Annotated in this window: 10 protein-coding genes; all 10 read right to left on the reverse strand. The window is 66.2% G+C overall.

The window, feature by feature from the left end; genetic code table 11:
* Positions 1-3: 3 nt before the first annotated feature.
* The 10 genes from DES47_RS22035 to DES47_RS22080 all read right to left on the reverse strand — a co-directional run bounded on the left by DES47_RS22035 (position 4) and on the right by DES47_RS22080 (position 11,905).
* The gene (locus DES47_RS22035) at positions 4-843 is read right to left on the reverse strand and encodes an ABC transporter ATP-binding protein (protein WP_133702927.1); all 840 of its coding nucleotides are present in this window, start codon (positions 841-843) and stop codon (positions 4-6) included.
* Complete coding sequence (gene nikC, locus DES47_RS22040) at positions 840-1,751, reverse strand: nickel transporter permease (protein ID WP_133702928.1); 912 nt, start codon at positions 1,749-1,751, stop codon at positions 840-842. The genes DES47_RS22035 and nikC overlap by 4 nt, the downstream gene beginning before the upstream one ends.
* Positions 1,748-2,767, reverse strand: coding sequence for an ABC transporter permease (locus DES47_RS22045; RefSeq protein ID WP_425057481.1), 1,020 nt, complete (start codon positions 2,765-2,767; stop codon positions 1,748-1,750). Before DES47_RS22045 ends, nikC begins: the two co-directional genes overlap by 4 nt.
* 22 nt (positions 2,768-2,789) lie before the next feature.
* Positions 2,790-4,409 carry an ABC transporter substrate-binding protein gene (locus DES47_RS22050; RefSeq protein ID WP_133702930.1) on the reverse strand — a complete coding sequence of 540 codons (1,620 nt, stop codon included), beginning with the start codon at positions 4,407-4,409 and terminating at the stop codon, positions 2,790-2,792.
* A gap of 134 nt (positions 4,410-4,543) precedes the next feature.
* A complete protein-coding gene (locus DES47_RS22055; RefSeq protein WP_133702931.1) occupies positions 4,544-6,466 on the reverse strand; it encodes a TRAP transporter large permease in 1,923 nt (640 codons plus the stop codon).
* Positions 6,463-7,080: a TRAP transporter small permease subunit gene (locus DES47_RS22060; RefSeq protein WP_133702932.1), complete on the reverse strand. Its 618-nt coding sequence runs from the start codon at positions 7,078-7,080 to the stop codon at positions 6,463-6,465. The genes DES47_RS22055 and DES47_RS22060 overlap by 4 nt, the downstream gene beginning before the upstream one ends.
* 123 nt (positions 7,081-7,203) lie before the next feature.
* Positions 7,204-8,328, reverse strand: a complete 1,125-nt coding sequence (locus DES47_RS22065; protein ID WP_133702933.1) for a TRAP transporter substrate-binding protein — start codon at positions 8,326-8,328, stop codon at positions 7,204-7,206.
* Positions 8,329-8,497: 169 nt separating this feature from the next.
* On the reverse strand, positions 8,498-9,799 hold the full coding sequence (locus DES47_RS22070) for a metallopeptidase TldD-related protein (RefSeq protein WP_166652120.1): 1,302 nt from the start codon (positions 9,797-9,799) through the stop codon (positions 8,498-8,500).
* Positions 9,799-11,166, reverse strand: a complete 1,368-nt coding sequence (locus DES47_RS22075) for a TldD/PmbA family protein (RefSeq protein WP_166652121.1) — start codon at positions 11,164-11,166, stop codon at positions 9,799-9,801. Before DES47_RS22075 ends, DES47_RS22070 begins: the two co-directional genes overlap by 1 nt.
* A gap of 265 nt (positions 11,167-11,431) precedes the next feature.
* Positions 11,432-11,905: an ester cyclase gene (locus DES47_RS22080; protein WP_133702936.1), complete on the reverse strand. Its 474-nt coding sequence runs from the start codon at positions 11,903-11,905 to the stop codon at positions 11,432-11,434.
* Between the last annotated feature and the right edge of the window lie 66 nt (positions 11,906-11,971).

The raw sequence follows: 11,971 nt of genomic DNA on the forward strand, positions 1-11,971 counted from the left end.
CGATCAAAGCTTCCACTCCTGCTGGCGGTCCAGCGTCGGCAGCGGATGGCGGGCCGCGCCCAGCACCGGCAGGCAGTTCAGCAGGCCTCGGGTATAGGGATGTTTCGCCTGGTGCAGGTCCCTGGCCAGCACCTCCTCGACCACGCGGCCGGCATACATCACCAGGATGCGGTCGCAGAAACTGGACACCAGGCGCAGGTCGTGCGAGACAAAGATCAGGCCCATGCCGCGCTCGGCGACGAGCTTGTCGAGGATGGCCAGCACCTGCAGTTGCACGGTGACGTCCAGGGCCGAGGTCGGCTCGTCGGCGATCAGCAGCTCCGGATCAGCGATCAGCATCATCGCGATCATCGCCCGCTGGCCCATGCCGCCGGAGACCTCATGCGGGTAGAGCTTGAACACGCGCGCCGGGTCCTCGATGCTGACCGCGGCCAGGGCCGCCAGGGCCTTGGCGCGGGCTTCCGCGCCGGACACCCGGGCATGGGCCTGCAGGGTCTCGACGATCTGGTCGCCGATGCTCATCACCGGATTCAGCGAGTACTTCGGATCCTGCAACACCATCGCAATGCGCCCGCCGCGCAGCTCACGCCGCTCCTGCGCCGAGCAGCCCAGCAGGTCCGTGCCCTTGAAGGCCAGCCGCTTGGCGCTGATCTGCGCCTCGGCGGCCGACAGGCCCAGGATGGCCCGGCCGGTCTGCGACTTGCCGGAACCCGATTCGCCGACGATGCCCAGCCGCTCGCGGCCCAGGGTGAAGGACACGCCGCGCACCGCTTCAAACAGGCCACCGTCGCGATTCGGGAAGCTGACGCGCAGGTCATCGACGACCAGCAAGGGCTCGCTCATTTCGTGCCCTTCGGATCAAGCGCATCGCGCAGGCCGTCGCCCAGCAGATTGAAGGCCAGGCTGACAACGAAGATCGCCAGGCCCGGCCCGGCGGCCACCCACCATTGGTCCAGCACATAGGCGCGGCCGGCGGCGATCATCGCGCCCCACTCGGGGCTGGGCGGCTGCGCACCCAGGCCCAGAAAGCCCAGGCCGGCGGCGGTGAGGATGATGCCGGCCATGTCCAGCGTCACGCGCACGATCACCGAGGACACGCACAGCGGCATGATGTGGCGCAGCACGATGCGCCAGGGCGAGGCCCCGATCAGCTGCACGGCGGCGATGTAGTCGGTCTGCCGAATCGTCAGGGTCTCGGCCCGCGCGATGCGCGCGTAGGGCGGCCAGGAGGTGATGGCGATGGCCAGCACCGCGTTCTCTATGCCCGGGCCCAAGGCGGCGACAAAGGCCAGCGCCAGTATCAGCCGCGGAAAGGCCAGGAAGATGTCGGTGATGCGCATCAGCGTGGCATCGAGCAGGCCGCCCGCATAGCCGGCCACCGTGCCGACGATCAGGCCGATGGGAGCTGCCAGCACCGCCACCAGCACGACCACGAACAGCGTGATGCGCGAGCCATGGATGAGGCGCGAAAGGATGTCGCGACCCTGGTCATCGGTGCCGAACCAGTGCGCGCTCGACGGCGGTAGCAGCCGTGTGGTCATCAGGTCGCCGACGCTGGGTGCATAGGGCGCGAGCTGATTCGCGAAGATCGCCATCAGCACCAGGGCCAACACGATGAACAGCCCGAGCATGGCCAGGCGGTTGCGCGCGAACACCCGCCAGCCGCCATAGAAACGCCCCAGCGCGGCCTGGCGCCGCGAGGCCGGCCGGTCCGACATCAGCCACTGATGCAAGTCTGCGGTCGCCTTCATTTGATGCGCGTCCTCGGGTCGAGCAGCCGGTACAAGACATCGGACAGCAGATTCAGCCCGATGAAGATCGAGCCGACGATGATGGTGCCGCCCAGCACCGCATTCATGTCGGCGTTCTGCAGCGAGTTGGTGATGTAGAGCCCGAGGCCCGGCCAGGCGAACACGGTTTCGGTCAGCACCGAGCCCTCCAGCAGGCCGGCGTAGGACAGCGCGATTACCGTGACCAGCGGCACCATCGCGTTGCGCAGCGCATGGCGCCAGATGATGCGGCTCTCGCTCAGGCCCTTGGCCCGCGCCGCCACCACATACTCCTGCGCCAGTTCGTTGAGCATGAAGGAGCGCGTCATGCGGCTGATGTAGGCCAGCGAGAAGTAGCCCAGCAGCGCCCCGGGCAGTATCAGGTGCGAGAAGGCGTTTCGAAACGCTTCCCACTCACCGGCCAGGGCCGTGTCCAGCAGCATCAGACCGGTCACCGGCGTCAACGTGAACTCATAGGCCACATCGATGCGACCCGGCCCGCTGACCCAGCCCAGCTTGGCATAGAACACGACCAGGGCCATCAGGCCCAGCCAGAAGATGGGCACCGAGTAGCCGACCAGGCCCATGATGCGCACGCCCTGATCGACCAGGCCACCGCGCCGCACCGCTGCCCACACACCCAGCGGCACGCCGATGCCTGCGCCGATGACGATGCCCACGGTAGCCAGCTCCAAGGTCGCCGGGAAGGCGCGACGGATGTCCTGCATCACCGGGTTGGAGGTCAGCACCGAGGTGCCGAAGTCGCCCTGCAGCACCTTGCTGACGTAGATGTAGAACTGCTCCCACAGCGGCTTGTTCAGCCCCAGCTCCTCGCGCACGCGGGCAATCACATGCTCGGGCGCGCGGTCGCCGACGATGGCCAGCACCGGGTCGACCGGTATCACCCGGCCGATGAAGAAGGTCACCGCCAGCAGACCCAGATAGGTCAGGACGATGACCAGCAGGAAGCGGCCCAGCGCATTCAGCCGGGCGCTCAGTTGCGCTTGAGTCACCGATGTATCAGCGCTTGGTGACCTTGAACATATAAGTCGAGTCCGAGGTCGGGCCGATCTTCAGGCCATCCACATTGCTGCGGTAGGCCGCCACCTCGGTCTGCTGGTACAGCATGATGAAGGGGCTGGTCTTGCGGAACTCGTCCTGGATCTCGGTGTACAGGGCCTTGCGCTTGTTGGCATCGCGCTCCAGCACCGCGGCGTCGGCCTTCTTGGTCATCTCGGGGATGGCCCAGGCATTGCGCCAGGTCAACGGCTTGCTCTTGGCGTCGTCGCTGTTGTCGGGGTTGCGGGCGAAGGTATCGGCATTGGTGTGCGGGTCCCAGTAATCGGCGCCCCACTGGCCGACATACATATCGTGGGTGCGGGCGCGGTACTTGGTCAAGGTCTGCTTGCCGTCGCCGGGAATGATCTCCATCTCGATGCCGGCGCGCTTGGCAGTCTGCTGTATCGCCTCGACGATGCCCTGCACCGGCTGGATGCTGCGCGTGTCTATGGTCACCTTGAAGCCGTTGGGCAGGCCGGCCTTGGCCAGCAACGCCTTGGCCTTGTCAACGTCCAGCTTGTAGGGCTTGACGGTGCTGGCACCCAGCAGGCCCACCGGCAGGAAGTTCTGGTGCACGACGCCGATGTTCTTGATCAGCGTGGCGCCGATCGCGTCATAGTCGACCAGCCACTTGAAGGCCTCGCGCACCTCGGGCTTGGCCAGGTTCGCGTTCTTCTGGTTCAGGCTGATGTAATAGACCGTGCCCTTGGGCGTGGAGGTGGTCAAGACGCCCTTGTTCGCGGCCAGCGCATCCAGGTCCTGCGGGGTCAGGTTGCGCGCGATGTCGGCATCGCCCTTTTCCAGCAGCAGGCGCTGCGTGGCCGATTCTTTCACATGGCGGTAGATCACCCGGGCCAGCGCGGGCTTCGGCCCCCAGTAGTTGTCATTGCGCTCCAGCGCCACGATCTCGTTGGCACGCCACTCGCGCAGCTTCATCGGGCCCGAGCCGGCGTAGTTGGTCTTCAGCCAGGCGTAGCCCATGTCGCCGTTGACCTCCTTGCTCATCACCAGCTTCTTGTCCACGACGGCGGCGATATTGGCCGTCAGGCAGTTCAGCACGAAGCTGGGGGCATAGGTCTTGTCGGTCTCCAGCGTCAGTGTCAGCTTGCCGGTCTGCTTGACCTTGTCCGCCACGGCCGCCTTGCTCCAGCCGAACTGGGTCAGGATGAAGGCCGGGGTCTTGTCCAGCATCACCGAGCGCTGCAGCGAGAACACCACGTCCTCGGCCGTGATCGGATTGCCCGATGCGAACTTGAGTCCGTCCTTGAGCTCGAAGCTGAAGGTCTTGCCATCGGCCGAGACCGTCCAGCTCTTGGCCAGGTCGCCGATCAGCTTGGACGGGTCGCTGACATCGAAGCGCACCAGGCGGTCATAGGTATTGCCCATGATCTCGCCGCCGGAAATCTCGAACACCTCGGCCGGATCGACCGAGATGATGTCGTCGAAGGCGAAGGCCACCACCAGGGTGTCCTTGGGCGTGGCGGCCAGCGCCGGATTCAGGCCGTAGGCGGCGAACAGGCTGGCGGCAAGCACGGTGCCGGCGGCGCGGCGGGTGATGGCAGAGGTCTTGGCGAACGTCATGGGCGGCTCCTCGTTGGCGGTGCCGCCGATTGTGGCACCACGGCGGCGCCGTCCCGTGCGAGAAAGCCCGGGGTCAGGCCATGCCCATGATTCCAAATCACGGGCAGGCCATAGACGCCGGGTATGGGTGCCCGCTACTTGTAAAGCACCTGCGGCAGCCACAGGCCGATCTGCGGCCAGTTGTAGAGCAGCACGATGGCAATCACCTGTATGCCCATGAAGGGCAGCATGCCCAGGAAGATCTGGTTCAGCGTCACATGGGGCGGGCTGACGCCCTTCAGGTAGAAGGCCGCCATCGCCACCGGCGGCGAGAGGAAGGCGGTCTGCAGATTCAGCGCCACCAGCAGACCGAAGAACAGCGGATCGACGCCGAAGTTGTCAAGCAGTGGAATGAAGATGGGCATGAAGATGACGATGATCTCGGTCCACTCCAGCGGCCAGCCGAGCACAAAGATGATTACCTGCGAGAGCACCAGAAACTGGGTCTTGGTGAGGTTCATGCCCAGCACCCATTGCTCGACCAGCTCCTGGCCCCCGAGCAGGGCAAAGGCGGCCGAGAAGATGGCGCTGCCGACGAACAGCCAGCAGACCATCGCGCTGGTCTTGGCGGTCAGGAACACCGACTCCTTGACGACACTGAAGTTGAGCTGCCGGTAGGCCGCCGCCAGCAGCAGGCCCCCGGCCGCGCCGACGGCCGCCGCCTCGGTGGGCGTGGCCAGGCCGAACACGATGGAGCCCAGCACGGCCAGTATCAGCACCATCAGCGGGAAGAAGGAGGCCAAGAGCATCTTGAAGATCTCAAGCCGCTGGAAGCTCAGCATCGCGTAGAAGCCGATCAGCGCCGCAGCACCCACGGCCAGGCCGATCCAGAAGCCGGCCGAGGCGGGATGGCGCTCCGGCGGCGCTACCGGGACTTCGGCCGGGGCGCTGGCCAGTGCCGCCGGCGCACTGGCCGCCTCGTCCTCTGCGCCGGGCGGCAGAGCCAGCGCGCCGCCGCCACTGTCGGCCGCCGAGCTGCCGGGGGGCTCTTGCAGTCCGCCGGGCTCCTTCAGGCCGGTGCTGCCCTCGTCGACCTTCTCTTCAGCCTCGGGCTGGAACACCGCCACCGCCTCGGGCGCTGCGGTGGCCGCACGATAGCTGAGGCCGGCCACCACGGCGAACAGCAGCAGCGGCAGCAGGGTCACCAGCAGTTGGCGCAGCACATAGGCCGTGGGCACCTGGAGATTGCGTCGGCCCTTCAGTGCGCCCAGCAATGCGGGAAGCGCGCGGTTGGAGATCGTGTCCGACACCTGCTGCGTCAACGGCGGCAGCGGCACGAAGCGTCCCTCGGCCGACAGCGGCGGCGCCAGATGGGGCTTGAGCTTGGCGATGATGATGACGTAGAGGATGTAGAGCCCGGCCAGCATGATGCCGGGGAAGAAGGCACCGGCGTACAGCTGCACCACCGACACGCCGGCCGTCGCGCCATAGACGATCAGCATCACCGAGGGCGGAATCAGGATGCCCAGGCAACCGCCGGCGGTGATGACGCCGGCCGAGAGCTTGACGTCATAGCCCGATTTCAGCATCTGCGGCAGGGCCAGCAGGCCCATCAGGGTGACAACGGCGCCGACAATGCCGGTGGCGGTGGCGAACACGGCGCAGGTGAACAGCGTGGCCACGGCCAGCGAGCCCGGCACGCGGGCCAGGGCCAGGTGCAGCGAGCGGAACAGCTTCTCGATCAGATTGGCCCGCTCGACCAGATAGCCCATGAAGACGAACAGGGGGATGGAGATCAGCACATCGTTGCTCATCACCTTGAAGGCCGATTGCACCATCAGGGTCAGCGTCTTGCCGGTGTCCCTGTCATAGGCCAGCCAGGTGAAGATCATGCCCATGCCCATCAGCGTGAAGGCGGTGGGAAAGCCCAGCATGATGGCCACCACCACCAGCGACAGCATCAGCAGGCCCAGATGCCCGCGGGTGATCTCGGGCGCCGAGACCAGCATGTAGACCACGCCCAGCAAGATCACCGCCATCAGGCTGAAGCCGAACCAGAGTTCCTTGCGTATCTTCATGGCTTGCCCCCGGGCGCGACATACTGGTCCAGGGCGGCAATGTCCTCGTCCTTGACGTGAACCATGGCCTTGAGCTTCTCCACATCGACCTCGACCACATCCTCGCCACGAGAGGGCCACTCGCCTGTCCTGATGCAGCTCAGGCAGCGCACGATCTCGACCAGCCCCTGCAGCAGCAGCATGCCGCCGGCGATCGGGATCACGAACTTGAACGGATACAGCGGCAGCGCATAGGCCGAGAAGGTCTGTTCGCGTATGGCCAGCGCCTCGGACGCATAGTTCCAGCCGGCCCAGGTGAGGGCCACGATGCCGGGCAGGAAGAACAGGCCATAGAGGATCAGGTCCACCCAGGCCTGGGTGCGCGGCATGAAGAAGCTGTACAGCACGTCGCCGCGCACATGGTTGTTCTTGGCCAGCGTGTAGGCGCCGGCCATCATGAACATGGTGCCGTACAGCATGATCTGCACGTCAAGCACCCAGGCATGGGGCTCGTTCAGCGCGTAGCGGGAGAACACCTCCCAGGTGATCAGGCCGGTCAGCAGAACGACCAGCCAGGCGAACAGTTGACCCAGCCAGGTGGACAGCCTGTCCACCGCCAGCAGTACAGCTTGCATCAGCGACATCCTTTTTGGTGCGCAGACCCTCTCGGACCAAGCAGCGCCCGCGGAACCGGCTTTGCCGGGCCGCTGGGCGCGCCCTCGAGGGGGAAGCGCGTCAGCGCTTCGGGGGTGGGTCGGTCACTTCTTCCCGAAGTAGTGGTTCCAGGCCATCTTGAAGTCGACCGTGTAGTCGTTCTGCCACTGGCCGGCGCGGCGGGCGAACTCGCGCTGGGAGTCAAGCACCTTCTTGAACAGCGGGTTCTCGCCGCCCTTCTTGGCGATCACCTTGTCCCAGGCCTCGAGCTGCGCGCGCAGGATGGCGTCCGGCGTCTTGTAGAAGTTGACCTTGTCCTTGGTCTTGAGCTCGATGTAGTCCTGCGAGTTGCGCTGTATCGCCTTCCAGCTCATGTCGGCGCTGGCGGCCTGCACGGCATAGTCGATGATGGCGCGCAGCTCGGCCGGCAGCGCGTCGTACTTGCTCTTGTTGAACAGGATCTCGAACTGCTCGCCGCTCTGGTGGAAACTCTGCAGCATGCAGTTCTTGGCCACGTCGGGGAAGCCCAGCAGCCGGTCGCTGGAGGCATTGTTGAACTCGGCCGCATCGATCAGGCCGCGGTCCAGCGCCGGAACGATCTCGCCGCCGGGCAGCGGATTCACCGCCGTGCCCAGCTCGGTGAAGATATCCACCGCCAGGCCCACGGTGCGGAACTTCAGGCCCTTCATGTCGGCCACCTTGGACACCGGCTTCTTGAACCAGCCCAGAGGCTGCGTGGGCATGGGGCCGTAGAGATAGGACACCACGTCCATGCTCAGCGACTTGTAGATCTCGTCCAGCAGCGCCTTGCCGCCACCGTAGTTGTGCCAGGCCAGCAGCATGTTCGGGTCCATGCCGAAGGACGGGCCCGAGCCCCACAGCGCCAGCGCCGAGTTCTTGCCGTAGTGATAGGCGACGACGCCATGCCCACCGTCCAGGGTGCCCTTGTTCACCGCATCCAGCAGCTGGAAGGCCGGCACCACCGAGCCCGAGGGCAGCACCTCGATCTTCAGCCGCCCGCCGGCCATGTCATTGACCTTCCTGGAGAAATCCTGGGCGTACTCGTGGAAGATGTCCTTGGCCGGCCAGGTGCTCTGGAAGCGCAGGCTGACGGTCTGCGCGGTCGAGATCATCGGGGTGGCCAGGGCGCCGACGGCACCCGCTGCGGTGGCCGAGCGCTTGAGGAACTTGCGGCGGGTGGCCGGCGGCTTGATGGAACTCTGACTCATGCTTGTCTCCTGCTGTTGATGGGCGAGGGATGGCCGAGAGAGTGAGGCGCTATGGCTGCGCCTTCATCAGGCACCCGGCCGGACCAATGTGTTCCAGCCCCCGGGCCTCAGCAATAAGGGCTAGCCCGCATATTGATGCAAGGCGCACAAGTGACAAACCGCGCAAGCCTCAAGAGAAGTGCAGGCCGGCGATGCGCAGCCAGGGCAGCAGCAGGGCCCCGGTGTCTATGCGCTCGCGGCTGACGGCGCGCACCTCGCGCAGCATCGTCGCGATATTGCCGGTGATCATCACCTCGGACAGGGCCGGGCCGATCAGCCCGTCCTGCACCCCGAAGCTGTTCTTGATCACGCCGGAGAAATCGCCGTTCGGCGCCGGATTGCCCATCGACAGCCGGCCCACCACCGCCCCGCGCGGCATCGCGCCGAGCAGCTCGGCGCGCGAGGTCTGGCCCGCCGCGATCTCCCAGCCCGAGCCGGCCACCGGCACATGGGGCAGGCCAGTCTTGCGGCTGGCGTAGAGGCTGGGCGTCAGGGTCAAGAGCCGGCCCTCGCGCAGCACCTCCAGCGGCGGTGTGGCAAAGGCGTCGCCCGAGATGGCGGCCACGCCGGGGGCGTCGAAGCGGCTGCGCAGGCTTAAGTGCGGCGAGGCGATCTGCGCGCCAACCTGGTCGCGGTACAGCGAGCTGCCGTTGATCAGCTGCATATCGCTGAGCTGGCCCTGCAGCCAGGCCAGCAGATCGGCGACGGCCGGTGGCGTCAGCAGCACCTCGCCGACGAAGTTACCATCGATAGGCCGGGTGTGGATCTGCTGCGAGGTGTCGCGCAGCATCTCACCGATGCCGAAATGCTCGGCCGCCGGCAGCGCACGCAGATCATCGGTGTTGCCGCCGGCATAGTTGAACGAGCTGGACTGCTTGCCCTCGCGGGCGGTGCCGAAGGCGCTCAGGCTGTACCAGCCCAGGCTGCAGCTCAGCTCGCTGCCCTCGCTGGTCACCGTGTGGCTTTGCGCCAGCAGGTGGGCGGCCGCCCCTTCGTCCAGCATCATCAGCGGCGTTTCGCGCTCGCGGAATGCCAGCAGTTCGGCCACCGTGTCGGCCAGTTGGCCCACATCGCCCTGCTGCGGGCCCTGGACGATGTTCGCCCGCTGACCTGAAGAAACCGCATTGGCCGCATCCTGCGGCGCACCGCTGGCGTCCGCGAACAGGCTGGCAATGCGCTCGCGCAGGCCCTCCACGCCGAACTCGGTCAGCTCGGTGCTGGCCTTGCGGCCATCGATCAGGCCCAGCAGCGAGAGCTTCTGCGACTCGGTGCTGCGCATCAGGCTGGCATGGTTGTGGGCGATGTTGAGCTCGTCCTGCACCACCGCCGAGGCACTGACCTGGGCCTGGTCGAAGCCCTGGGCGCGCATCAGCGCCAGCGCCTGTTCGGCGGCATCCTGCAGTCGATTGCTCAGTCGATTGGTCTTTTCCATCATTCGCCTCCCAGATGTGCGCGGGCACGCAGGGCCGGTCCGCCCATGGACACCACCATGGGCTGCTTCTTGCCGCAGTAGCCGGAGCAGGTCCAGTGCATATCGTCGGAGACCGCGTCGACGCTTTGCAGCACCTTGATGGCCGAGCCAGACAGGGTGGTGTCGCGGATCGCCCGGCCCAGCTTGCCGCCGCGTATTTCATAGGCCAGGCTGATGCCGAACATGAACTCGGTGGTCGAGTCGGCCTGGCCATTGGAGGTCTTCATCAGCAGATAGCCGTCATCGACGCCGGCAATCATTTCGTCCAGCTTGGACGTGCCGGGCAGGATGGCCGTGTTGCGCATGCGCACCAGCGGCTCGTCATTCGGGTTGTAGGCGCGGGCGCTGCCGGTGGGTGCGTGACCCAGCAGCGCAGCCGTCTCGCGGCTGTTCATGAAGGTGCTGAGCACACCCTTGTCAATCAGCACCGCGTCCTGTCCGGGCACGCCCTCGTCATCGGCATAGACCGGGATCATCAGCTCCTCGCCCCGGTAGCTGTGCGCCAGGTCGACCATGCTGACCAGCTCGCTGGCCACGCGCTGGCCCAGCAGGTCGCGGGTCACCGCGCCGCCCAGCACCAGGTCGGCCTCGCAGGGGTGGCCCATGGCCTCGTGGGCCAGCATGCCGGCCAGCTCGGGGGCCATCACCACCGTGTGCAGGCCGCCGCGTGCGGCCACGGCATGGCGCTTGGCCATCAGGTGCTCGTGCAGACCCTCCAACTCGGGCGCCAGCTTGGCGATGGACAGATCCAGATCGGCCAGGCTGCCCTTGCATGACAGCGGCAGCGACAGCTCGACCGGCGAGCCCTGGGCGTCTTCGGTGATGAAGGTGATGTAGCACAGCGCACGCTGGATGCTGGCCAGCGATTGGCCGCCCAGGCTGGTGGCCAGCTGCTTGCTGTGATGCTCATCGGCGAGCAGGAAGCGGGTGGACTTCAGCGCCGGGAAGCGGATCTTGCACCAGGCATGCAGCTCGGCCAGGCGCTGCTGGCACTCGGCCGGTGTGAGTGCCCTGCGGCCGGCAAACACATGCTCGCCGCGGTAGCTGCCACCGGGCAGGGGCAGGCTGGACTTGGCACCGAAGCGGGCCATCGCGCGGGCATTGGCCAGCGCCTTGTCGCTGACGCGGGCGGCCTGTGCGGCCTCAGGCGCCGAGGCAAAGCCCCAGTAGCCGTCCTGATAGACCCGTGCGCTGATGCCGCCTTCGGCGGTGCGCGAGTTCAGGGTCAGGCTGCCGTCCATCATCAGCATGCGCGTCTTGCGCAGCTCGTGTTGGCGCAGTTCGGAATAGGCGGCCCCGGTGGGCGCCTGCAAAAAGCTCGTCGGCATGGTTGCGTCCCCTGTTGAAACGCGGCTTGTGGCTACGCGCCGCGCCATGATAAGGGCGTCAAGCTGATAGGCCACAAGCGCTGCGGGGACAAAAAGTCGACGGCACCCGAAGGCATGGCCAATCAGAGGTCGGCGCGCCGAGGCTCACACGCGGCAAGCACACCCAGCGCGAAGGCCCATGATCCCTGGCGCGACTTCAAGTCGCGACACCAGATGCGGCAGGGTGGCCACCCGGGCAGCCCGCTGGAGCCGATCAGCGCCATCTTCAATCGCGCGCTCCCGCGGCTTGCGCGGACGCGAAAGCGGCGCGCAAGCCGCCAGCGTCCACCCCAAGTTGGGCTGCCACGTCGGCCAGGTCGTAATAGAAGCGCTCAGAGGCCAGCAGGCCATCGCGGAAGCTCACGAATACACAGAAGCGGAACGTGATCGGCCTGCCGGTGGGCGCCAAGGAACCCAGAGGGCCGACGTGTCTGCCGCTGAACTCGCCCTCGGCGATGTAGTGGCCGTCGGTGGTCCAGCGACCGGAACCGTGCTCGCCCCGGGAGAACAGCAAGTCGAACGCATCCCACCATTGTGTGTAGTGCTGGGCTGCGCCGGCGCGGCCTCGAAAGACTTGATGAGCCCCGTAGTCTTCGAACAGGCACTCCGGATGCAATGTGGCCAATGTGGCCTCCAGCTGATGCGCTGTCTCAGCACGAACGTGTTCGATCAGTACGGCCTGCAATGCTTGGTTCGACATGAAACCGATCCTCGGTGGTGAACAGAGCACAGATTCTCGAAATTTGGTGGTCCAATGACTAGAGCC

This window comes from Roseateles toxinivorans (assembly GCF_004362525.1).
Classification (GTDB): Bacteria; Pseudomonadota; Gammaproteobacteria; order Burkholderiales; family Burkholderiaceae_C; genus Paucibacter; species Paucibacter toxinivorans.

What these genes read in the sequence shown, in the direction of transcription:
- nikC (WP_133702928.1), bottom strand. Translation starts at nt 1,751, where the DNA reads ATGAAGGCGACCGCAGACTTGCATCAGTGGCTGATGTCGGACCGGCCG.
- DES47_RS22035 (WP_133702927.1), bottom strand. Translation starts at nt 843, where the DNA reads ATGAGCGAGCCCTTGCTGGTCGTCGATGACCTGCGCGTCAGCTTCCCG.
- DES47_RS22080 (WP_133702936.1), bottom strand. Translation starts at nt 11,905, where the DNA reads ATGTCGAACCAAGCATTGCAGGCCGTACTGATCGAACACGTTCGTGCT.
- DES47_RS22055 (WP_133702931.1), bottom strand. Translation starts at nt 6,466, where the DNA reads ATGAAGATACGCAAGGAACTCTGGTTCGGCTTCAGCCTGATGGCGGTG.
- DES47_RS22065 (WP_133702933.1), bottom strand. Translation starts at nt 8,328, where the DNA reads ATGAGTCAGAGTTCCATCAAGCCGCCGGCCACCCGCCGCAAGTTCCTC.
- DES47_RS22050 (WP_133702930.1), bottom strand. Translation starts at nt 4,409, where the DNA reads ATGACGTTCGCCAAGACCTCTGCCATCACCCGCCGCGCCGCCGGCACC.
- DES47_RS22060 (WP_133702932.1), bottom strand. Translation starts at nt 7,080, where the DNA reads ATGCAAGCTGTACTGCTGGCGGTGGACAGGCTGTCCACCTGGCTGGGT.
- DES47_RS22075 (WP_166652121.1), bottom strand. Translation starts at nt 11,166, where the DNA reads ATGCCGACGAGCTTTTTGCAGGCGCCCACCGGGGCCGCCTATTCCGAA.
- DES47_RS22070 (WP_166652120.1), bottom strand. Translation starts at nt 9,799, where the DNA reads ATGGAAAAGACCAATCGACTGAGCAATCGACTGCAGGATGCCGCCGAA.